At 30.6% G+C, this 22346-nt stretch carries 22 protein-coding genes; 6 read left to right on the top strand and 16 right to left on the bottom strand.

Features of this window, described 5'->3' with window-relative positions; genetic code table 11:
- Positions 1–70 precede the first annotated feature (70 nt).
- The 3 genes from rlmD to obgE are packed head-to-tail and all read right to left on the bottom strand — an operon-like array spanning position 71 to position 3216.
- Positions 71–1420, bottom strand: a complete 1350-nt coding sequence (gene rlmD / locus HZY82_RS05740; protein ID WP_179938984.1) for a 23S rRNA (uracil(1939)-C(5))-methyltransferase RlmD — start codon at positions 1418–1420, stop codon at positions 71–73.
- Between the two features lie 45 nt (positions 1421–1465).
- Positions 1466–1909, bottom strand: coding sequence for an ACT domain-containing protein (locus HZY82_RS05745; protein ID WP_218925257.1), 444 nt, complete (start codon positions 1907–1909; stop codon positions 1466–1468).
- The gene (gene obgE, locus HZY82_RS05750; protein WP_179938986.1) at positions 1909–3216 is read right to left on the bottom strand and encodes a GTPase ObgE; all 1308 of its coding nucleotides are present in this window, start codon (positions 3214–3216) and stop codon (positions 1909–1911) included. Before obgE ends, HZY82_RS05745 begins: the two co-directional genes overlap by 1 nt.
- A gap of 155 nt (positions 3217–3371) precedes the next feature.
- On the opposite strand from obgE, the gene HZY82_RS05755 reads away from it, so the two are divergent.
- Positions 3372–3740, top strand: coding sequence for a PH domain-containing protein (locus tag HZY82_RS05755; RefSeq protein WP_179938988.1), 369 nt, complete (start codon positions 3372–3374; stop codon positions 3738–3740).
- Positions 3741–3796: 56 nt separating this feature from the next.
- Here the strand turns inward: HZY82_RS05755 and HZY82_RS05760 are convergent, their stop codons facing one another.
- The 5 genes from HZY82_RS05760 to HZY82_RS05780 are packed head-to-tail and all read right to left on the bottom strand — an operon-like array spanning position 3797 to position 8140.
- A complete protein-coding gene (locus tag HZY82_RS05760) occupies positions 3797–4876 on the bottom strand; it encodes an ABC transporter substrate-binding protein (RefSeq protein ID WP_179938990.1) in 1080 nt (359 codons plus the stop codon).
- Positions 4876–5682, bottom strand: a complete 807-nt coding sequence (locus HZY82_RS05765; protein WP_179938992.1) for an ABC transporter permease — start codon at positions 5680–5682, stop codon at positions 4876–4878. Before HZY82_RS05765 ends, HZY82_RS05760 begins: the two co-directional genes overlap by 1 nt.
- Positions 5682–6494, bottom strand: a complete 813-nt coding sequence (locus HZY82_RS05770) for an ABC transporter permease (protein ID WP_135156375.1) — start codon at positions 6492–6494, stop codon at positions 5682–5684. Before HZY82_RS05770 ends, HZY82_RS05765 begins: the two co-directional genes overlap by 1 nt.
- A 2-nt stretch (positions 6495–6496) precedes the next feature.
- The gene (locus tag HZY82_RS05775; RefSeq protein WP_179938994.1) at positions 6497–7585 is read right to left on the bottom strand and encodes an ABC transporter ATP-binding protein; all 1089 of its coding nucleotides are present in this window, start codon (positions 7583–7585) and stop codon (positions 6497–6499) included.
- Between the two features lie 9 nt (positions 7586–7594).
- On the bottom strand, positions 7595–8140 hold the full coding sequence (locus HZY82_RS05780) for a helix-turn-helix domain-containing protein (protein ID WP_135156373.1): 546 nt from the start codon (positions 8138–8140) through the stop codon (positions 7595–7597).
- 228 nt (positions 8141–8368) lie between these two features.
- On the opposite strand from HZY82_RS05780, the gene HZY82_RS05785 reads away from it, so the two are divergent.
- A complete protein-coding gene (locus HZY82_RS05785; RefSeq protein ID WP_135156372.1) occupies positions 8369–9607 on the top strand; it encodes an aminotransferase class I/II-fold pyridoxal phosphate-dependent enzyme in 1239 nt (412 codons plus the stop codon).
- Between the two features lie 33 nt (positions 9608–9640).
- Here HZY82_RS05785 and HZY82_RS05790 read toward each other — a convergent pair whose 3' ends face one another.
- The 8 genes from HZY82_RS05790 to gltX form a co-directional block, all read right to left on the bottom strand.
- On the bottom strand, positions 9641–10504 hold the full coding sequence (locus HZY82_RS05790) for a polyprenyl synthetase family protein (protein WP_135156371.1): 864 nt from the start codon (positions 10502–10504) through the stop codon (positions 9641–9643).
- The gene (xseB, locus tag HZY82_RS05795) at positions 10497–10697 is read right to left on the bottom strand and encodes an exodeoxyribonuclease VII small subunit (protein WP_135156370.1); all 201 of its coding nucleotides are present in this window, start codon (positions 10695–10697) and stop codon (positions 10497–10499) included. Before xseB ends, HZY82_RS05790 begins: the two co-directional genes overlap by 8 nt.
- On the bottom strand, positions 10690–11961 hold the full coding sequence (xseA, locus tag HZY82_RS05800; RefSeq protein ID WP_135156369.1) for an exodeoxyribonuclease VII large subunit: 1272 nt from the start codon (positions 11959–11961) through the stop codon (positions 10690–10692). Before xseA ends, xseB begins: the two co-directional genes overlap by 8 nt.
- A complete protein-coding gene (gene nusB / locus HZY82_RS05805; RefSeq protein ID WP_135156368.1) occupies positions 11962–12354 on the bottom strand; it encodes a transcription antitermination factor NusB in 393 nt (130 codons plus the stop codon). It lies immediately after the preceding gene.
- Between the two features lie 8 nt (positions 12355–12362).
- Positions 12363–12701, bottom strand: coding sequence for an Asp23/Gls24 family envelope stress response protein (locus HZY82_RS05810; RefSeq protein ID WP_135156367.1), 339 nt, complete (start codon positions 12699–12701; stop codon positions 12363–12365).
- A 425-nt stretch (positions 12702–13126) separates the two neighbouring features.
- Positions 13127–13276 (bottom strand): 50S ribosomal protein L33, encoded by a 150-nt coding sequence (gene rpmG / locus HZY82_RS05815; protein ID WP_003145675.1) that lies wholly within the window; start codon positions 13274–13276, stop codon positions 13127–13129.
- Between the two features lie 85 nt (positions 13277–13361).
- Positions 13362–15929 carry a preprotein translocase subunit SecA gene (gene secA / locus HZY82_RS05820; protein WP_135156366.1) on the bottom strand — a complete coding sequence of 856 codons (2568 nt, stop codon included), beginning with the start codon at positions 15927–15929 and terminating at the stop codon, positions 13362–13364.
- Positions 15930–16059: 130 nt separating this feature from the next.
- Positions 16060–17511: a glutamate--tRNA ligase gene (gene gltX, locus HZY82_RS05825; protein ID WP_135156365.1), complete on the bottom strand. Its 1452-nt coding sequence runs from the start codon at positions 17509–17511 to the stop codon at positions 16060–16062.
- A 226-nt stretch (positions 17512–17737) separates the two neighbouring features.
- Here gltX and mbhE point away from each other — a divergent pair, with 226 nt between their 5' ends.
- The 4 genes from mbhE to HZY82_RS05845 are packed head-to-tail and all read left to right on the top strand — an operon-like array spanning position 17738 to position 22341.
- Positions 17738–20083, top strand: coding sequence for a hydrogen gas-evolving membrane-bound hydrogenase subunit E (gene mbhE / locus HZY82_RS05830; protein WP_135156364.1), 2346 nt, complete (start codon positions 17738–17740; stop codon positions 20081–20083).
- Positions 20083–20508 (top strand): MnhB domain-containing protein, encoded by a 426-nt coding sequence (locus HZY82_RS05835; RefSeq protein ID WP_135156363.1) that lies wholly within the window; start codon positions 20083–20085, stop codon positions 20506–20508. Before mbhE ends, HZY82_RS05835 begins: the two co-directional genes overlap by 1 nt.
- A gap of 2 nt (positions 20509–20510) precedes the next feature.
- Complete coding sequence (locus tag HZY82_RS05840) at positions 20511–20873, top strand: sodium:proton antiporter (RefSeq protein ID WP_135156362.1); 363 nt, start codon at positions 20511–20513, stop codon at positions 20871–20873.
- Positions 20863–22341, top strand: a complete 1479-nt coding sequence (locus HZY82_RS05845; RefSeq protein ID WP_135156361.1) for a proton-conducting transporter transmembrane domain-containing protein — start codon at positions 20863–20865, stop codon at positions 22339–22341. The genes HZY82_RS05840 and HZY82_RS05845 overlap by 11 nt, the downstream gene beginning before the upstream one ends.
- Positions 22342–22346: the final 5 nt, after the last annotated feature.

A 22346-nucleotide genomic window follows, 5' to 3' on the forward strand; every position in this document is an offset into this window, starting at 1 on the left:
TAATTTCATAATATTCTATGTATTTAATAGATTAAAAATTTATATTACTTCATATTAAAAAGCCTTTATTTCAAGGCTTTCTTTTAGTTTTTGTCATCAAAACTACACACTCAACATGCGGAGTTTGTGGAAACATATCTACTGGCTGTACTTGACTAGCTCTGTATCCCAAATCTTGCATTATTTTCATATCTCTTGCTAAACTTGCTGGATTACATGATACATAGACTACTTTTTTAATTTTCATTTTTGCCAAATCTTGTAAGAAGGATTCTTCACATCCCTTTCTTGGCGGATCTATTATTACTGCATCTATCTCAACATCTTTATTAATAAGTTCTTTTATCTTATCTTCACTTTTACCCAGTAAAAATTCTACATTTTTTAATCCATTGCTTCTAGCATTTTCTTTGGCATTTTCCACTGCCGCTTTCACAATCTCAATTCCATAAACCTGATTAACTTTTCTAGCTGCAAATAATGAAATCGTTCCTATTCCGCAGTAGGCATCAATTATATTATCCTCTTCTTTCAAGTCTGCTAAGTCTATTGCTTTTTGATATAGGTTTTTTGTTTGCTTAGGATTTACTTGATAAAAAGACCTTAATGATATATTAAATTTAATTCCATCTAGATCATCCGAAATATAGTCCTGTCCATATAAGGTATAAGTATCTTCTCCAAAAATTACATTAGTTTTTCTAGAATTAATATTTAACATAATTGATTTTATTCTCTTATCTAATGCTTTAATTTTTTCTACAAATTTATCTAGTCCAGCAAACTTTTCTTTAGCAATTATTGCCACCATAATTTCAGTCTTATCAGTATTTGTCCTAAACATCATGTGTCTAATAGCACCTTCATGTTTTTCTTCATTGTAAACTGATAAATTTAATTCTGAAATAATTTTTCTTATCTCATTAGTTAGATGATTATGCTCGTCAAATTGGATAATACATTTGTTAGTGTCCACTACATCATGACTTCTAGGTCTATAATATCCCATCTTTAAAAATCCATCTTTTTTCTGAACTGGAACTACTGACTTATTTCTATAGTGATAGGGATCTTCCATTCCAATCGTATCTAAAACTTCAATAAGTCCTCTACCTAACATCTTATCCATGATATTCTTAACTTGCCTTGTTTTAAATTTAAGTTGTTCATTGTAAGACATATGCATAAGATTAGCACCAGAACTTTTTTCTATAACTTCTCTCCTTTCAACAGAAGACTTTATTAAATTGATGAGTTTTCCGTAAGCAAGATTTTTTTTACTTTTAATAATCTTAACCTCAACCTCTTCTCCCTCTATTACATCTGCAATAAATATAGGAAAATTATTAATCTTTAAAATACCCATTCCATCATGGCTATAATCGCTTATTATTCCTCTATAAATCTCATTTTTATTCATCTTATTCACCTACAAAAATAGAGCGAGGCACAAGGCCTCAACTCATTATAATGAAAATCCTATTACCTTAACTACATTGACATAATTTATATTCTCTATTCTACTTTTCAATCTTTCTACATCTGAAAATTCTAAATTCATATTTAGAGAACAAATTATTGTTGCCCTTCCATTGATAGGCACTGTTTGGTGTATTGTTATCACGCTACACTTTTCTTCATTTATTATTGCCAATATTTGTCCAAGTATTCCCACGACATCCTCTACATTTATAGATATGGATAATATTGATTCTTTTTTAAAATCTTTTATAGGAAAAATAGTATCCCTATACTTGTAGAAAGCAGATCTACTCAGTCCATGCTCTTTTACAGTTTCTTGTATAGATAGGGCTGGATTATCTTCCAAAGCTTTTTTTACTTTTATAGTTTTTTGGACAGCCTCTGGCAATACATCCTCTCTTATTACATAATAATTTTTATTTTGCATTATTCTACGAACTCAAACTCACCTTTAAGTATTTTAACTGTATCTCCATTAGAACATCCTCTAGCACGTAGAGCATCGTCTACTCCCATAGTACGCATCTGCTGAGCAAATCTCCTAATAGATGCATCTCTATTAAAGTCTGTCATAAGGAAGGCTCTTTCTATACCTGCTCCAGATACAACATAGGCCCCAGTATCATCACGAGTAATTGTAAATGATTCATCTTTAGGCTTATGTTTGTAAAGAACTCTATTCTCTAGATTTTCTTCTTCTGTATCCATTTCATATACTAAGTTTGGATCAATATTATCTAGTATATCACTAACTGTATATAGTAGTTCATCTAAATTTGTTCTTGTAAAAGCAGATAATTCTATTATTTTCACATCAGTCTGACCATCTTTAGCAAGTTTTTCTTTAAATATTTTTAAGTTCTCGGCTGATTCTGGAATATCCATCTTATTAGCTACTAAAACCTGCGGTCTTTCTAATAGACGCATATTGTAGTTTTCTAATTCTCTGTTAATAATCTTATAGTCTTCATATGGATCACGGCCATCTGTAGCTGACATATCTATTACATGAATGATTACTTTAGTTCTTTCAATGTGACGTAAAAATTGATGACCAAGTCCTACTCCTTGGCTAGCACCTTCAATTAAGCCTGGTAGATCTGCCATAACGAATGATTTATGATCTTTTGTTTCCACCATTCCTAGGTTAGGTACTAATGTTGTAAAGTGGTAGGCAGCAATTTTGGGTTTTGCCTTAGATGTAATTGATAATAGGGTAGATTTTCCTACTGATGGGAAACCTACCAAACCTACATCAGCCATAAGTTTTAGTTCTAGAGTTAGATTTCTTTCTTCTCCTGGTTCTCCATTTTCAGCAATTTCAGGTGCCGGATTGGCTGGCGTTGCAAAACGAATATTCCCACGACCCCCGCGGCCTCCACGAGCCACCATTACTTCCTGCTGGTGCTTAGTCAAGTCTCCTAGAATCTCTCCAGTATCAGTATCCTTGATAACTGTACCTGGAGGAACAATTAGTACCAAGTCTTTTGATTTTCGTCCGTGCATCCCTTTAGACATTCCGTTTTCTCCGTTTTCAGCAAGGAATTTCTTTTGATAACGATAGTCCATAAAAGTTCTTAATCCTTCATCAACCTTGAAGATTACATTAGCCCCGCGACCTCCATCGCCTCCCGCTGGTCCACCATTAGCCACATATTTTTCTCTTCTAAATGCAACCATTCCGTTCCCTCCATCTCCGGAACGTATATATATCTTGACCTCATCTATAAACATAGCTTACCTCCTATTTTTTAATACTATATATTAAAATTAATCCCTACTATTATAGCATAAAGTTTATAACTTTTGAACTAGTATCATATTTGTTAAGACAAGTTTTATTTGCTATAATCAATATAAAATTATGTATTATTTAGGAGAATTTTATTATGAGTATACTTGAAACTAATATCGCAGAATGGACCTTTATTACAGAATCTTCTATTCCTGATGATGTTTCTTCTATTTTAGCAAATGGAGAAACTGCAGTCGCAGCTTACAGAACAGTTAGAGATTCAGCAATTTTTACTAATAAAAGATTAATGGTTAGAGATGTGCAAGGAATAACTGGCCGAAAAGCAGAAATCTATTCTGTTCCTTATTCGGCTATCAACATGTGGTCTACTGAAAATGCTGGAACCTTTGATTTAAGTGCAGAAATAACTTTATGGACAAGATCTGGAAAAATAAAAATAAACCTTAGAAAAGGTGTAGATATTAGAAAAATTGATAAAATTATAGCCCAATCTGTTTTATAAAAAATCAGCTACATTTATAGATAAAAAAAGACTAGCAAAATTTGCTAGTCTTCTTTCTATCCTCTATTTAAATTTATTTTAAATTCTAATAATAAATCGTTTTGCAATTGTGTTACTTTTTGATCTAGGGATTTATATACTTCTAATTTTTCCATTGTTTCATCTGTTGGATAGAATTGCTCATCAGATGTAATCTCTTCTCCTAATATTTCATAAGCATCTAGAACTGGAGTTGCATATCCTACAAATTCTGCATTTTTAGCCGCATTTTCTGGTCTTAGCATAAAATCTATAAACTTATGAGCTGCTTCGGGATTTTTAGAAACTTTTGGTATTGCCATATTGTCAAACCAAAGGTTAGAGCCTTCTTTAGGTATTGAATAAGCTAAATCTTCATTAGCTTCCATCATTTCTGCTGCTGACCCTGAGAAAGTCACAGCTACTTTAGCCTCTCCATTAGCCATAAGTGGTATCATTTCATCATTGTTAATTGCTTTTATATTTTTACGCATCAATTCTAATTTTTCCTTGGCTAATTTCAAAGCAATTTCATCCGTTTCATTTAAGGATTTTCCTTCTGATTGCAAGGCTAAACCTAAAACTTCACGAGCACCGTCAACTAATAAGATGTCATTTTCTAGATCTTGTCCCCATAGGTCATTCCAATTTTCAAATTTTTGATCTTCTTCAAGCATAGAAGTATTATAAACAATACCTAGTGTTCCCCAAAAGTATGGGATAGAGTATTTATTTTCAGGGTCAAATGACAGATTCATTAATTTTGGATTAATTTTAGCCAAGTTACTTAATTTTGATTTATCAACTTCTTGTAATAAATTTAATTCTGCCATTTTCTTAATTGTATAATCAGATGGAACTACTATATCATAAGCTGTTGAAGAATTTTTCAATTTTGTAAGTAAGGCTTCATTTGAATCAAATGTTTCATAGATAACTTTAACCCCTGTTTCTTCTTCAAATTGTGTAATTAATTCTGGATCAATATACTCTCCCCAATTATAAATTGTAAGAGTTCCTGCTTCTGAATCATCACCAGAATCTATATAGTCTCTTACTTGTAGTAAAGCTAGGGATACTAAAATAATTGCTAAAGCAGATAAGATTAATTTTTTCATTACTTACTCTCCCCCTTTCTTAATTTATTCATATTAATTACATAGTAAATCATTACCGAAATTATTATAAATAAAGTAATTAGTGTTGATAAGGCATTGATCTGTAGGTTGATTCCTTTTCTTGCCATAGAATAAACTTCTACAGATAGAGTCTGAAATCCATTACCTGTCACAAAAAATGTAACGGCAAAGTCATCTAATGAATAAGTTAATCCCATAAAAAATCCAGCTAAAATACCGGGCATTATATAAGGAATTACTATCTTAGTAATTACTTGTCTATAAGTTGCCCCTAAATCAATAGCTGCATCAATCATTGAGATTGGCATTTCATATAATTTTGGTAGTATCATAAGAACTACTATAGGAACTGAGAATCCAATATGTGATAAAAGTACTGACCAAAATCCTTGTAGACCATCTAAACCTAAAGCTTCCGAAATAAAGGTAAACATTAATAAAAATGAAGAACCGATAATTACATCCGGACTTACTATTAAAATATTGTTTGTTACCAGATAAGTATTTTTAAATTTATTTGTCTTTAGTGAATAAATTCCCAAGGCTCCTAGTGTTCCTAAAATAGCAGAAAATACTCCAGATAAAAGTGCCACTACAATTGTATTGATAACTATAGCTATTAGCCTAGCGTTTTCAACTAACTCTTGATAATGTATCCAAGAAAAACCTTCAAAATTTATCATATTATCTCCAGCAGAAAATGAATAGTAGGCCAAATAAAATATAGGAATATATAAGATTAAGAAAACTATTGTTAAATATAATTTAGAAGATATTTTATTCATTATTTTCTACCCCCTAATTTATTTTTTGTATTTGTAAGAATCATTATAATTGCCATTATTAAAATTAGGAATACAGCTATTGTTGATCCCAGACCTACATTTTGAGTTACTAGGAAATGCTGCTCAATGGCTGTTCCTAAATTAATAATTTTGTTACCTGCAATTAAGCGAGTAATCATGAAGATTGATAAGGCCGGAATAAATGTAACCTGAATTCCTGTTTTAACCCCTTCCATAGACAAAGGCAGGATAATTTTTCTAAATGTTGTTTTTAAATCTGCCCCTAAATCATAAGATGCATCTATCACATTCTTATTAATACCTGATACAGCATTGTAAATTGGTAATAGCATAAATGGCATAAAAATATATGCAGAAACAAATACAAATGAAAATGAATTAAATAGTAAAGATTGAGTTCCAACTCCAATATATTCTAAAAATGAATTGATTGTACCTTGCTTACCAAATAATCCTATAAAGGCATAAGTTTTTAATAAGATATTAATCCAAGTTGGTAAGATTAAAAGTAGTAATAAAATCTCTTTATATTTACTTCTTGATATAATAATTGCTAATGGATAGGAAATTATTAGGCAAACTAGAGTTATAATAAAGGCATACCAAAATGAATAGAAAGTCATCCACATATAGGTTTTACCAAAGAACTCTTTATAATTAACTAATGACCATTCCCCATTACTATCGTGAAGTGAGTAGTATAAAATTAATAATATTGGAAAGATAACAAACATTAACATCCAAATTATATAGGGAATCATAAAAAAACTTCTACTTTTTTTATCAAACATTTTTACTCCTCCTCTTCGTAAGCTTCAAGACGAGCATCAAATTCCTCTTCTGTTTCACCTGGTACCATTATATGAATTGCCTCTGGTTCAAAGTCTAAACTGATAGCTTGTCCCGGTTTGGCAGGTTTTGTAGAGTGAACAATCCACTCATTATATTGGTCATCTAAACAGCAAATTTCATAATGTACTCCACGGAATAATTGAGTATCAACCACAACCTTGATTTTTCCTTGATCTGCTGGTCTAATTTCTAAGTCCTCTGGTCTAATAACCACCTCTACACGCTTATCTTTTGGAAGACCTGCATCAACACATTCATATTCTCTACCATATATCTCTACCTTGTAATCTTCAAGCATGACAGCATTAACAATATTAGACTCCCCGATAAAATCGGCAACAAATTTATTTACAGGCTCATCGTAAATATCTAAAGGTGTTCCTGATTGTTCAATCTTTCCTTTATTCATTACAAATATATAGTCACTCATGGCTAAAGCTTCTTCTTGATCGTGGGTTACATAGATAAATGTAATTCCTGTTTGTTGCTGAAGTTCTCGCAACTCATACTGCATCTCTTGACGAAGTTTAAGATCTAAGGCTGATAAAGACTCATCTAACAAGATAATCTCTGGTTCATTTACTATTGCACGGGCAATTGCAACACGCTGTTTTTGCCCACCAGACATTTCAGAAATTTCTCTTTTCTCAAATCCTGCTAAATTTATTTGTTTAAGTGCCTTTTTAACTTTTTTATCAATAATTTCTTTACTTTCATCTTTTACTCTTAGACCAAAAGCAATGTTCTCATAGACATTCATATGTGGAAATAAGGCATAATCTTGAAATACCGTATTCACTTGTCTCAAGTTAGCTGGTACACTATTGACTACCTTGTTATCTAATAAAATATCTCCACTTGTTGGTTGCAAGAATCCACCAATTAATTTTAAAATAGTAGATTTACCACAACCAGAAGGTCCTAAAAGTGTGTAGAATTTCCCTTTTTCTATTTCTAGATCAATATTTTTTAAAATAGTATTTTCACCAAATGACATTGTCACATTCTTAAATTCAACTATATTTACCATTTTTTCCTCCTATAAATATGAATTTGTTGCTATTATTAATACTTGGCATTCTTCATCAAATGGATTTGACAAAGTATGCTCATCAGTAGCGGTAAAATAAAATGTTTCAGCTTCTTGAGCTATAAATTCTTTGCTTCCAAAAGTAAGTTTACACTTACCTTTTAATATATAACACAGCGTATCCGACTCTGATGGAGCAAAGGTTTTGTATGATGATTTACTAGCAAGTGTCAAAATTAATGATTCCATTTCTTTTTCATTTGATTCTGGTACTAACCAATTTAATTTATAAAATTCATCAGTCTCTTCATACAAGGTCTGATCTTCTTTTGTATACAAAATTTGCTGTTCTTCCGCTTCTACATCAAAAAAATCTTTAGCTGAACATCCTAAAACTTGCAATATATCAAAAAATGTTTCCATAGATGGCGAGGATAAATCACGCTCAATCTGAGAAATATATCCTTTTGATAAATCCGTCCTCTCTCCGAGTTCTTCTTGAGTTAAACCTTTTTGGATTCTTAATTTCCTTATTCTATATCCTATTGAATTCATAATGTCCTCTCTCTTTATTATAAAAACTTTAAATTATAAAGTTCACTGAAAATAAACTTATAGTTTAGAAAGTTTACTAATAGTGAACAATTTGTTTGATTAAATCGAATATGCCTATATTTTACTTCATAAAAATAAAAAATGCAAGTCCTTTCATGGTATTTCTAATTGATTTTTTCTAGGATTAAAATTATAATTTAGTTAATTACTATATTAAAGGAGTTAATTATGTCATTTTTCTCAAAAATTGGGCAAAATATTATTCTGCCTAAAGATGTTTTACTTCAATCTAAGGAAACTAATGAAGTTAATGGTGCATTAAATGCAACTATTGGTATGGCTGTTGCTAATGGTAAGGTTATGAATCTTCCATCACTTGATGAAGCCATAAAAAATCTTTCTTATGAAAAGTATCTACCCTATGCACCTACCCCTGGTCAAGTATCTGCTAGACAATTATGGAAAGAAAAAATATTAAAAGAAAATTCTAATATAGAATCTAAATACTTATCAGAACCTATTGCTACAACTGGTATTACTCAAGCTATCGACTTAGTGGCCAATCTTTTTTCAGAAGAAGGAGATGCTCTATTACTACCAGACCTATACTGGCAAAACTATGCACAAATTTATAGTGTAAAACTAAGATCAAAAATTTACACTTACGATCAATTTTTAAATGGACAATATAATTTAGCCGCTATCAAAGAAAAACTATATTCATTGGATGAAGAAAAAATTTCAATTTTATTAAACTTCCCTAATAATCCAACTGGCTATACTCCAAGTAATGAAGAATTAGAAAGTTTAAAAAATATTATTAGAGATTTTGCTAAAGAACATTCTAACAAGAAAATTATTCTTCTATGTGATGATGCATATTTCGGTCTATTCTTTGAAGAAAATCATAAAAATTCTAGTCTAAACTCAATGGCTGATTTAATAGACTTAGATAACTGTATAATTGCTAAATTAGATGGTATTACTAAAGAATACTATGCTTGGGGCTTAAGATTAGGATATGTAACTTACTACCTAAAAAATGATAAATTAAGAAACTTGATAGTAGAAAAATCTCAAGGTTTCTTACGTTCTTCTACATCATCAGGTTCAGCCCTTTCTCAAGCTCTTGTTCCTGAAATTATGAATAATAAAAACTTGCAAGCAGAAAAAGAAGTAAATGATAAGATAATTGAAGAAAGATACTTTACATTAAAAGAAGCCATCAAGGATGAAGAATTGGATAAATACGTAGAAATTCTTCCATTCAACTCTGGTTACTTCTTTACAATAAAATTAGATTCTATCAATGCCCACGATTTTAGACTAAAATTATTACAAGATTATAAATTAGGTCTTTATTCTATGGACGATAAACATATAAGAATTGCTTTTTCTTGTGTAGATAAAGAAAATATCCAAGATATGATTAAAAAAATAAAAGATTGCCTTAAATTTTGGCAATAAAAAATAAAGTAGGGAATATTCCCTACTTTATTTTTACTTCTCTCTCTTTAAAAGCATATTAGCAAAATCAATTAATAATTTGTTGTTTAAAAGCTCTGCTTCATTTATCGCCCTGTCTGTATGTGTTTTTAATAAATCTTCACACTTTTCAATTCCATAAAAGGAAAGATAAGTAACCATTCCCTCATCACTTGGTTTTTTTCCGATTTTTTCAAAATCACCATAGTTATCCAATATATCGTCTTTAATCTGATAAGCAATACCTAAATCTGATCCGAAATTCTCTAATCTTTCTAAGTCTGTCTGTTTGCCTGCTATATTCCCTGCAAATAGTAAAGGGAGAATTATTAATTTTCCAGTTTTCAAAGTATGCATTTTTTGTAAGTAGTCTGCTGATATATCATAATTACCTTGTTTTACATCAAAAATTTGCCCTGCAATCATACCCTTAGCACCAGAATAATCAGCTAATAATTTTACTAATTTAACTTTAATATCTGCTGATATATGGTGATTATCAACTATTAATTCATAGGCTAAAGCCTGCATAGCATCTCCCGCAAGAATTGCTATATCCTCTCCATAAACCTTATGATTGGTAAGTTTTCCCCATCTATAATCATCATTATCCATAGCTGGTAAGTCATCATGAAGCAAGGAATATGTATGAATTAACTCTATTGCCAAGGAAATATCCAGATATCTTTTGAAATCTAATTTATAGTAATCTAGCATAGCCAAAAATATTAAAGGTCTTAATTTTTTACCATCATTAACCAAAGAATAAACTATTGAATCTTTTAGTTCCTTAGGCATAGTTAAGGATTTAATTTTTTCATCTGCATACTTATTTAATATATCTTTATTACTTGCTAAAAACTCTACTATCTTAGTCATTGTATACATCCTTAGTTAAACTTGCTATCTCTACTTGTGCATTTTCTAATATTTTATTACAATCCTTGATAAGATTAATTCCTTTTTTATATTCCTCTAAAGATTGTTCTAAAGTCAACTCATTATTTTCTAATTTTGCTACTACTTCCTCTAAAGCATGTAATTGAGCTTCAAATGTTTTTTTTCTAGCCATTTGTTTTCTCCTCTTCGATTTTTACAACCTTAGCTGTAATTACCCCATCTTTCAAATCAATAGTAATATCACTATCGACTTCTACACTTTTAACTGATGTTAATCTCTTATTATCCTTATCTTTAACCAAAGCATAACCCTTTTTTAAGATATTAAGTGGTGAATTATGCTCTAATTTTTCTATTATACTTTGTAATTTCTGACTTTCTTTCTCTACAATATCTATTTTCAAAAAGCTTTCTTTTTTTCTAATAAAATCGGATATTTTTTTATCAAATTTATTCTGTAACAAGAGCTCTATCCTTGTTTTATAAGACTCAATATCTTTAGCTTTTTGAGAAAAGTTATTAGCAAAATTTTTTATCTGATAAGAATTTGCTAAGCCTTCTACTTGTGCCATATTAGAAGAAATCTTTTGATTAATAAGTCCTCGTATCTTTATTTCTGTTGCTTTAAAATGAGCTTGTAAATCAGATATAGTTACAGATGTCGCCAATTCTGCAGCTGCTGTCGGTGTTGAAGCATATTTATCGGCAGCATAATCGGCTAAAGTTGTATCTGTTTCATGTCCTATACCTGTTATTATAGGTGTATTAGCTCTAAATATGGCTCTAACTACCTCTTCAGAGTTAAAAGCCCAAAGATCTTCAATAGAACCCCCACCTCTTGCTAAAATTATTAAGTCATTGCCAGCCCTGTCAGCCTGTCCTAATTTCTCTACTATATCTGCTATAGCTGATGGTCCTTGAACTAGAGATGAATATAGATTTAATTTCGCTAAGGGATATCTTCTATAAATTGTTTTAGTAATATCTTGCACAGCTGCACCTGTTTTTGCTGTAACTACTGCTATCGACTCTGGGAATCTAGTTATTTTCTTTTTAAGACTTGTGTCAAATAAACCTTCATTATTAAGTTTTTCTTTTAAGTCTAATAATCTCCTATATAAATCTCCTATACTATCTTTTTCTATTTCAGATACTATAAGCCTTGCTTCCCCATAAGGAAAATAGAAATTAAGTTCTGCTGTAACTAGTACGGAATCCCCTTCTTTGATATCTAAAACTTTGGCCCTAAATTTTAAAGCATTCATCTTTGTGTTAGAATCCTTAATAGAAAAATAAAGTGTCCCATTTGTATGCAGCTTACAATTAGACACTTCACCTTTTATATAAATTTTTTTAAGATAGGGGTCATTAACATACTTTTTTTCTATATATCTGTTTACATCCGTAACTGTTAAATACTTACTATCTTTTGACATCTATTTTTCTTCTCTCTCAACTACACCTTTTAATACACCATTAACAAACTTGTAACTATCATCTTTTTCACTGTATTTCTTAGATAATTCAACAGCTTCATTAATAGATACCTTATAAGGAATATCACTATAAACTATCTCATAGATAGCAATTCTCAAGATTTGTCTATCCATTTTTGAAAGTCTATCAATTGTCCAATCTTTTAAACTATCAGAGATAATTTTATCAATATTTTCTTTATTTTCATAAATTAAAGTTACCGTATCTTTTACATAAGCATCATAAGATTCTTCTTCATCTAAATTGAAAATATTTTCTAGTGACATTCCACTATTTTCTAATTGAAATAATAGCTTAAATACACTTTCTCTTAATTCATGTCTTTTTACCATACTAACCTCTAGTAATCAATTCCCAATATATTAACATTTACTGAATTAGCAACAATATCCGTCATGTTATATAAAGAATTTCTAATATTATCTTGAATTTTCCCAGCTACACTAGCTACTGGATAACCAGTTTTTAAGTTACAAAATACTTCAATGTTCAATTTTTCTTCTTCAAAAGATAATTTAACACCTTTAGAGTACTCTTTTTTTCCAATTTTTTCTAAAGTAGATGATCTTAAACTACCTACTAGTTTTGACACACCTTCTACCTCACTTGCTGCGATAGAGATAATTACCGCAAGTGCTTGTGGTTTAATTTCTATACTTCCTAAGTTATTCTTTGTCATTCTTCTCATCTCCTATAATTTATAGTTATATAAAATTATACCTCAAATAACCCATATTGGCAAATCAATTTAGTCTATAAGGTTAAAAGCCTTATTTTTTAGATTAAAGCTGATTTCTTCATTCAACGCATTTTTAGTAATAAACCTTTGATGTTTAGCCATTGAATCTAAATTATTTCGCATACTTCCCGTCTTTACAGTCTTTTTATTTATTTTAACAGATTTATTTATTTTTGTTAAGTGCTTCTTACTACCCCTCTCCGCAGTCGTATCACTATAAAGAAATGGATTCTTTTCTATATGTACTTTAAAAACATTACTTCCTAGTACTTTAAACTTTAGTTCCCACTATTATTACAATCCTAATATTATATTATTCAAAAAAAGAACCCTTGAAACTTAATAGTTTCAAGGGTTTTTAAAAATTATTTAGTTTCTCTGTGTAGAGTTACTTTTTTCAATCTTGGACAGTATTTTTTTAATTCAATACGGTCAGGATTGTTTCTTTTGTTTTTCTTAGTAATGTAGTTTCTATCACCACATTCTGTACAAGCTAATGTTACATTTACGCGCATGAATATAACCTCCTATTTAATATTTTACAACTTTTTCATACAACGATAATTATTATATCACTATTTTTTTTAAAAATCTAGTGTTTTATTTATCTAGTTTCTTTCTTTTTTCTTTTAATTCTTTAAGTTCTTTAATTTTGGCTAATTTTTCTTCTTGCTTAGATTTTTTCTCTTCTCTAGCTTGACTCTTAATTGGACCTCTCGCTATGTGTTGCTTAGAATCATTAGTTATAAGAACTTGCTTATCTTCTTTCATTTCTATTTCTTCATTACGTTCTACTTTAATACGTAATAAATTAGCTGTTACAGTATCTTCTATTTCATCAATCATATTTTCAAACATCATATGACCTTCATTTCTATATTCACGTAGAGGATCAATTTGTCCATAAGATCGTAAAAAGATTCCTCTTCTTAATTGATCCATCTGGTCAATGTGATCCGTCCAACGTTGATCAATAGAATTTAATAGAATGTATTTTTCAAAAGAATCAAATGTTTCATCAGTTAACAATTCTCTCTTTTCTGCTAAATCCGACTTAATTCTTTCGATAATAATATTAGCAAGTTCCTCATCATCAGAGTGTTCAATTTCTTTTGTTAATTCAATTGGATTTTCTAAAAAGTATTTATCATTAATAAGTTTTAAGATATCTTTGTTTTCCAATTCTTCATCTATATACTGACTTGAAGCTGCATATTCTATATTCTTTCTAACAGCATTATCTATCATATCTTCAACAATATGACTAACTTTTTGACTTTCTAATATTTCATTACGCTCGCCATACATGACTTCCCTTTGTTTTCTAAGTACATCATCATACTGAAGAACCATCTTCCTTGCATCAAAATTATTCCCTTCAACACGTTTTTGAGCTGATTCTACAGATCGACTTATCATGGCTGATTCTAAAGGTGTATCGTCATTAGCCTCCATCAATTTCTTAAGTCTGTCTGCTCCAAATCTCATCATTAACTCATCTTCTAGAGATAGATAAAACCTTGAATACCCTGGATCCCCTTGACGCCCTGCACGTCCACGTAATTGATTATCAATACGACGTGATTCGTGTCGCTCTGTACCAATAACAGCTAATCCCCCAAGTTCTCTGACTCCTTCTCCTAACTTAATATCTGTACCACGCCCTGCCATGTTTGTAGCAATTGTTACAGAACCTCTTTGTCCAGCCAATTTGATAATTTCCGCTTCTGATTCATTTTGTTTAGCATTCAATACTTTATGTTGTACTCCAATCTTGTATAGTAAACTTGATAACAATTCACTTGTTTCTATAGCAACAGTTCCTATTAGTATTGGCTGTCCTGTTAGGTGACGTTCTCTAACCTCTTCAATTATAGCTCTATATTTAGAGTTCATACTTGAATATACCAAATCGGCTGCATCAATACGTGCAATTGGTCTATTTGTAGGAATTGTCGTTACAACCATATTATAAATGTTTCTAAATTCCTCTTCCTCTGTTTTAGCAGTACCTGTCATACCTGATAATTTTTTATACATACGGAAATAGTTTTGGAAAGTAATAGTAGCCATTGTTTTGTTTTCTCTTTGTACTTTTACACCTTCTTTTGCCTCGATAGCTTGGTGTAGTCCTTCAGAAAATCTACGTCCTGGCATTGTACGACCTGTGAAAGGATCTACAATTTCAATTTGTCCATCTTCAATAACATAATCAATATCGAGAGCCATTGTATAGTTAGCTCTTAATGCTTGATTAATATGGTGTAGTAAATCTACATTCTTTAAGTCAAATAGATTTCTAATTCCAAAATAGGCCTCAGCCTTATCAATACCAAATTCTGATAATTGTATAGCTTTCGTCTTAATGTCTAAAGTATAGTCACCGTCAGAACCATCTTCTTTTGATGCTTTTCTCAATGTTCTAACGAATGCGTTGGTTGCTCCATATAAGGATGTCGATTCTTGCCCCCCCCCAGAAACAATAAGTGGTGTTCTAGCTTCATCTATTAATACTGAATCAACCTCATCAATTACTGCATAATTTAAAGGTCTTTGAACTCTTTCCTCTACTTGGCGTACCATATTATCACGTAAATAATCAAATCCTAATTCATTGTTTGTTGAATAAGTTATATCACATGCATACACTCTTCTTTTTTCTGCCGGACCTAATGAGCTTAAGTTAAGCCCTACTGTAAGTCCCATCCATTCGTAAAATGGAGTCATTTCTTCTTTATCACGCTGAGATAGATATTCGTTAACTGTAATTACGTGCACACCTTCTCCAGTTAGTGCATTAAGATATACTGGGAGTGTGGCTGTTAAAGTTTTCCCTTCTCCCGTACGCATTTCCGCTATATCTCCACGGTGTAGTGCCATTCCACCCATAAGTTGGACTTTATATGGTTTCATTCCTATAGAACGATAGGCTCCCTCTCTAGCTGCTGCTAATGCATCTACTAAGATTGAATCTAAGGCCTCTTGTTTAGATTTTCCTTTTTCTATCAAATTAGCTACTGTTTTTTTAAATTCTACAGTTTTATTTTTTAATTCTTCATCAGATAGTTTTTCATACTCATCTTCTTTCGCTATGATTTTGTCAGCCAATTTAGATAGAGATTTTACTTCTCTCTTATTAGCATCAAATATTTTACTAAATAATCCCATTTTTTATCCTTTCAATTAATAAATTAACTATTATTAATACCCCGTATTATATCATTTTAATTATGTTTAATCAAAGAATATATTACAGAATAAAAGTCCAGTTTTACTAACTAGACTTTTATCTTTTTCACTATAATTGAGATTTTAACCTCTCAATTACTAATTCTTTACCTAATAATTCTAAACTTAAGTTAAGTTCTGGTCCGTGCATTTGTCCAGTCGTAGCAACACGAATTGGCATAAATAAGCTCTTACCTTTAACCCCAGTTTCTTTTTGAATTTCCTTAATTAAATTTTTAATATTATCAGCAGTAAAGTTTTCACTTTCACCAATTTTTTTAATTAGAGCATCGTATACTTGAGCATTTGTTTCTAATGCTAAAACTTCTTTCTCTTCATCAGAGAACTTTAATTCTTTATTAAAGAATAGTTTTGTAAGTTCTACAATTTCAGCTCCATATGACATTTGTGGTTGATATAATGCTATTAATTTATCAAACCATTCTTTGTTTGAGGCTATTTCTTCCTCTGTTACTAGACCTTCTTTTACTAAGAAGGGTAATGATAAATCTACAATTCTTTCAAGGGGTTGTTTTTTTATGTATTGATTGTTAATCCAAGTTAATTTTTGATTATCAAAGAATGCTGGTGATTTAGATAATCGTTTTTCATCAAAAATCTTAGCAAACTCGTCTCTACTGAATATCTCTCTTTCTCCTTCAGGTGACCAACCTAATAGTGCTATAAAGTTAAAGATTGCTTCCGGTAAGTAACCCAATAAATCATATTGTTCTATAAATTGAATAATCGATTCATCACGTTTAGATAGTTTTTTCTTATTTTCATTTACAATCAATGTCATGTGACCAAATATTGGCGGTGTGAAGTTTAATGCCTCATAAACTACCAATTGTTTTGGAGTATTTGAAATGTGGTCATCTCCGCGTAATACGTGTGATATTTTCATCAGATAATCATCAACTACAACACAGAAATTATAAGTTGCTACTCCATCATTTTTAATAATAACAAAATCTCCAAAATCCTTACCTTCAAAAGATAAGTCACCTTTTACCATATCAGTCCAACTATAGCTTCTATCTTGTGGTACACGAATACGAATAGCAGGTTTTCTTCCTTCTGCTATAAAAGCCTCTTCTTCTTCAGGACTTAAATTAGCGTGTTTTCCTCCATATCGTGGTGCCATTCCATTAGAAATTTGCTCTTCACGTTCTTCTTCTAATTCTTCAGCTGTCATATAGCATCTGTACGCTTTTCCTTCTGAGATCAATTGCTCAGCATATTTTTGATAAATTCCTATGCGTTCAGATTGGCGATAAGGTCCATAATCTTTTTCTTTATAGATCCCTTCATCATAATCTATACCTAGCCACTCTAGGTACTTTAACTGACTAGACTCTCCATCAACTGTATTACGTTTCGAATCTGTATCCTCGATTCTTAAAATAAATTCACCCTTATTACGTTTAGCGAATAAATAGTTAAATAGGGCTGTTCTAGCGTTTCCTATATGCAAGTTACCTGTTGGTGATGGTGCATATCTTACTCTTACTTTATTCATTAATTTTCTTCCTCATTAAGTGTATTTTACGAATAATTATATCATATTTTATTAAAAATTTTCAACGTCCATATCTTTCCTAATCTTTCCTAACAATTTACTGTATCACCTGCATTAAAAATCATTACACGCTTACAAAAGGCACTGCTATGTCCTTTTGTTGAATATTTTATACTTATATTATATAATGGCTATTGTAAAAAATTTTAGAAAGAGAGGTTTTTACATGTTACATTTGAGCATTTTGCTACCATTATTTGCAATATTCTTAATACCTATTATAAAAAAGTATGTTAAAAATATTCATTTAGGATCATTTGTATTCTTTATACCTTTAACTATATTTTTATATTTTTTATCTAAAATAGATAATGTAAATCAAAGTGAAACTATTATTCAAAATTTTGTTTTCGCTTCAAATGTTGGACTTGATTTCAACTTTAAGCTTGATGGTTTGTCACAATTATTTGCTTTGTTAATAAGCGGTATCGGTAGTTTAGTAATTCTTTATTCTATATTCTATATGGAGAAATCTGATCCTAAACTTCATAAATTTTATATATATTTAATGATGTTTATGACAGCTATGTTCGGTCTTGTCTTATCAGATAATCTTCTAAGTATGTACATGTTTTGGGAATTTACTTCCGTATCATCATTTTTATTAATTTCATATTGGCACGAAAACGATGCATCTAGGCGTGGAGCTTTGAAATCATTAATTATCACGGTATTCGGTGGTATGCTAATGTTACTTGGAATTATTATTCTTAGATTAATAAGTGGTTCATTTAATATTAGTGAAATAATTGCTTATTCAGCAAATAATGATATGGGAGAACTTGCATATCTTGCAATGGCATTAATTATTATTGGTGCTTTTTCTAAGTCTGCACAATTTCCATTCCATATTTGGTTACCTGATGCAATGGCCGCACCGACACCTATTTCATCTTACTTGCATTCTGCTACAATGGTTAAAGCTGGAATCTATTTACTTCTTAGAGTTGGTGTTATATTCGCATTTACGCCTAGTTTCTCACATACATTAATAGTATTCGGTGCTATTACTATGCTACTCGGATCTGTTAATGCTATATTCTTAAAGGATTTAAAAGCTATACTTGCTTACTCTACAATTAGTCAGCTTGGTATGATGACATTAATGATTGGTATTGGAAACTTAGGTCTATACAACAAAGTAGATATTATTTACACATTTGCTTTTTATGCCGTGTGTTTCCACATTATTAATCATGCTGCTTTTAAAGCAAGTTTATTTATGGTTACAGGTATCATCGATCATACAATGCACTCTCGTGATATTTCATTAATTAGAGGTTTACGTTTATTCTTACCAGTTTCATTTGTTATCTCGATACTTGCTGGTATGTCTATGGCTGGAGTTCCACCATTTTCAGGATTTTATTCTAAAGAATACTTCTTATACGCTGTATTTACTTTAATCAATGTAAATCCAATCTATTGGATTGTAGTTATTATGACTGTTATTGCAGCCTTAGGTACATTTGTTTACTCTATGATTCTTGCATTCAAACCATTCTTAGGTTCATATAGCGATGCTCCATTAGGTAAACATAAAATGCATATTGTTAGTAAGGGAATTTTAATTCCACCAGCTATCCTAGCTGTATTTACTATTGCTAATAATTTCTTTAAAGATACTATTGTAATTCCTGCTCAAAAGGCAGTTATGCAATCAGATAACTTCAAATCTAGTGTAAGTCACGATTCAATATTAAGTCCCGAGTTAATAACAACAGTTATTGTTATTATTTTAGGAAGTATTGTATATATTAAATTGGCAAGTAAAAATACTGTTTATCAATTTAGTCCTGTTATAGTAAATATACAAAAACTTTATGATAAAATGGGAGATTTTATTTACAAATCTTCAAGATTTTTACATAATGCTTTTATTACTAACAAGATAAGAAGAAATATGTCTTATATCTTTATCAGTCTTTCGGCAACAATTATTATTGGTTATTTTGCCTTAGGTAAACCTTTATTAGTAACTTCTTTCTCAAAAATTAGTTACTTTAATCTTGCTATTGCAGTTGGTATTGCTATTTGTTGTCTTGCCTTATCAGTTATGACAAATAGATTAGTTTTAATTATGACTTCTTCTGGTATTGGTTTTATGATGACCGCTATTTATGTGTCATTCAGAGCACCTGACCTTGCCATGACTCAATTTGTAATTGAATCGATTTCTACTATTATTTTCCTAATAGCGTTTATTTTACTAACAGATAAAACAAAACACATTGAAGCACCTAAGTTCAAACTTACAAATGCCATTATTGCTGCTTTGAGTGGGATAAGTTTCACTTTAGTAGGGCTGGTTACTTGGGCTTACAAAAATCCATCAGCTATCAGTGATTTCTTCAAAGAAAATGTTATTCCATCTGGTGGTGGAAACATAGTTAACGTAATTATTGTTGATTTCCGTGGTTTCGATACGCTTTTTGAAGTTGTAGTTATGACCATGGTTGCCTTAATCATTTATGCAATGTTTAAATTAATTAAGAAAGGAGCTAACAAATAATGAAAACTAATGATTTAATTTTGAAAACACTAGCTGGAATTATAGCTGCCTTTGCTTTTATATTGTCTATTTACTTATATTTTAAAGGACACTTTTACCCTGGTGGTGGTTTCGTAGGTGGGCTTTTGTGTACTATGGCTATAGGACTTGCTATGTTTACCTATGGAATTGATAAAGTAAATAAAATATTACCATTAAACTATATTCAGATAACTGGGATAGGAGTCATTTTGGCTATAGCTACTGCTGTTTCTGGTATGCTAGTTGGTAAAAACTTCTTTAAACACCACTTTGCTCACGCTCATATTCCTTTAATTGGTGAAGCGGAACTACATACAGCTGCAATTTTTGACCTTGGTGTTTATCTTGTAGTTGTAGGTGTTTTAATGACAGTTATTTTAGCATTTGGAAAGGATGGTAAATAAATATGGAACTTATTATGATTATTCTTTGTGGTATTCTTGTAGGTTTTGGAGTTTATATGATGCTTTCTAAATCAACAATGAGAATTATTATTGGTGTTGGTCTTTTTGGACATGCAGCTAATATGGTTATTCTTATCGCAGGTGGACTATTTGATGGAGATATTCCTATTATTTCAGAGCTTGGTAATAATTATATAGATCCTCTACCTGCAGCTTTAATTCTGACTGCTATCGTTATCGGTTTTGCAGTTACTTGTTTACTAATTTCTATATATATCGCTAATTATAAACTTAAAACAAGTGATAATATCAATGAATTAGAAGACCTAGATTTTTATAAGGAGGTAAGTAAAGATGACAAGTAATTTACCTGTTCTTCCTATATTTATACCCCTACTTTTTGCAGCAATAACTATATTTTTCAAAAATAAAGTAAAAACTCAAAGATCTCTAACTTTAGTAGCTAGTCTTTTGTTACTTTTATCATCACTTTATAATTTGCTACAAGTTAATGCTCATAAATTATTATACCTAGAAATGGGGAATTGGCCTGCACCATTCGGAATAACTTTAGTTCTCGATGGTTTGGCAGCAATACTAGTTTTCACATCTTCTATTGTGTTTTTAGTAACCCTGCTATATTCATTTAAAACGATTGACAAAAATAGTGAACAATCATTTTTCTATAGTGGTTTATTGCTAATCATTGCCGGAATTAATGGTGCTTTCACAACTGGAGATATTTTCAACCTTTTCGTATTCTACGAAATATTACTTATGGCATCTTACCTACTACTTTTAGTAGGTATCAGTAAGGAACAATTAAAATCATCTATCTCATATGTATTAATGAATGTATTTGCTGGTTCTTTATTCGTTATAAGCGTTGGTTACCTGTATACAATCACTGGTAGTCTTAATATGGCTCACATTTCAGATATTATCCAAACACTTGCTGATAAAAGAGCTTTATTCTTAGTAGGACTAGTAATGATTTTTGTATTCGCAATGAAAGGTGCACTTTTCCCATTATTTACTTGGATGAATAGAGCTTATGCTGCTCCACCTATTGCTGTATCAATAGTATTTGCGGCTTTACTAACTAAAGTTGGTTTATATTCAATGGTAAGAACATTCTCACTATTCTACTCTGAATCAAACTTTATTAAATACTATTTATTAATATTAGGATTAATTTCTATTATTGCTGGTTCTATTGGGGCTATCTATCAAAAGAATTTAAAACAAATTGCTATTTACAATATAGTAATTTCATTGGGTGTTATGGTTACTGCTCTAGCAGTATTAAATAAATCATCTGTTAAAGGACTAATTCTTTACACTGTCAACGATATTTTATTAAAAGCCGCTTTATTTATTCTTATTGGTTTAATAATATATGTATCGGGGATTAGAAATATCAAGAAAGCTGGATTGATTAATAAATATCCACTTCTTGCTTGGACCTTCTTCCTTCTTACCCTATCACTTGCTGGAGTTCCTCCTCTACCAGGTTTCTATGGTAAGGCATTGATTATAAAAGGTTTAGCAGAGGCAAATCATTTTATTGCTGCCCTTATAGTAACCCTATCAGGTCTAGTCGTATTCTATTCGCTTATTAAAATTTTCTTAAATGTATTCTATGATAATATTAATAAACAATTGAATTTAAGACCACTACCTAAGTCACTAGTATTTAATGCTATTACTCTATTAGTAGTTGCAATTGTTGTAGGGCTATCTAGTAACTACCTTGATTTCTTCTTAGAAAGCAGTGTATCTACTATTTTAGAACCTAAAAATTATATAGACATAGTCTTGAAGAAAGGATAATAAAT

Source organism: Gemella sp. GL1 (genome assembly GCF_013415365.1).
In the GTDB taxonomy this organism is placed as follows: domain Bacteria; phylum Bacillota; class Bacilli; order Staphylococcales; family Gemellaceae; genus Gemelliphila.

Coding starts and splice junctions, on each gene's coding strand:
- HZY82_RS05770 (WP_135156375.1), bottom strand. CDS start 6,494: ATGTTTGATAAAAAAAGTAGAAGTTTTTTTATGATTCCCTATATAATT.
- HZY82_RS05835 (WP_135156363.1), top strand. CDS start 20,083: ATGAAAACTAATGATTTAATTTTGAAAACACTAGCTGGAATTATAGCT.
- xseB (WP_135156370.1), bottom strand. CDS start 10,697: ATGGCTAGAAAAAAAACATTTGAAGCTCAATTACATGCTTTAGAGGAA.
- gltX (WP_135156365.1), bottom strand. CDS start 17,511: ATGAATAAAGTAAGAGTAAGATATGCACCATCACCAACAGGTAACTTG.
- mbhE (WP_135156364.1), top strand. CDS start 17,738: ATGTTACATTTGAGCATTTTGCTACCATTATTTGCAATATTCTTAATA.
- HZY82_RS05845 (WP_135156361.1), top strand. CDS start 20,863: ATGACAAGTAATTTACCTGTTCTTCCTATATTTATACCCCTACTTTTT.
- obgE (WP_179938986.1), bottom strand. CDS start 3,216: ATGTTTATAGATGAGGTCAAGATATATATACGTTCCGGAGATGGAGGG.
- HZY82_RS05760 (WP_179938990.1), bottom strand. CDS start 4,876: ATGAAAAAATTAATCTTATCTGCTTTAGCAATTATTTTAGTATCCCTA.
- xseA (WP_135156369.1), bottom strand. CDS start 11,961: ATGTCAAAAGATAGTAAGTATTTAACAGTTACGGATGTAAACAGATAT.
- HZY82_RS05810 (WP_135156367.1), bottom strand. CDS start 12,701: ATGACAAAGAATAACTTAGGAAGTATAGAAATTAAACCACAAGCACTT.
- nusB (WP_135156368.1), bottom strand. CDS start 12,354: ATGGTAAAAAGACATGAATTAAGAGAAAGTGTATTTAAGCTATTATTT.
- HZY82_RS05765 (WP_179938992.1), bottom strand. CDS start 5,682: ATGAATAAAATATCTTCTAAATTATATTTAACAATAGTTTTCTTAATC.
- HZY82_RS05745 (WP_218925257.1), bottom strand. CDS start 1,909: ATGCAAAATAAAAATTATTATGTAATAAGAGAGGATGTATTGCCAGAG.
- HZY82_RS05785 (WP_135156372.1), top strand. CDS start 8,369: ATGTCATTTTTCTCAAAAATTGGGCAAAATATTATTCTGCCTAAAGAT.
- HZY82_RS05790 (WP_135156371.1), bottom strand. CDS start 10,504: ATGACTAAGATAGTAGAGTTTTTAGCAAGTAATAAAGATATATTAAAT.
- secA (WP_135156366.1), bottom strand. CDS start 15,929: ATGGGATTATTTAGTAAAATATTTGATGCTAATAAGAGAGAAGTAAAA.
- HZY82_RS05775 (WP_179938994.1), bottom strand. CDS start 7,585: ATGGTAAATATAGTTGAATTTAAGAATGTGACAATGTCATTTGGTGAA.
- HZY82_RS05755 (WP_179938988.1), top strand. CDS start 3,372: ATGAGTATACTTGAAACTAATATCGCAGAATGGACCTTTATTACAGAA.
- rpmG (WP_003145675.1), bottom strand. CDS start 13,276: ATGCGCGTAAATGTAACATTAGCTTGTACAGAATGTGGTGATAGAAAC.
- HZY82_RS05780 (WP_135156373.1), bottom strand. CDS start 8,140: ATGAATTCAATAGGATATAGAATAAGGAAATTAAGAATCCAAAAAGGT.
- rlmD (WP_179938984.1), bottom strand. CDS start 1,420: ATGAATAAAAATGAGATTTATAGAGGAATAATAAGCGATTATAGCCAT.
- HZY82_RS05840 (WP_135156362.1), top strand. CDS start 20,511: ATGGAACTTATTATGATTATTCTTTGTGGTATTCTTGTAGGTTTTGGA.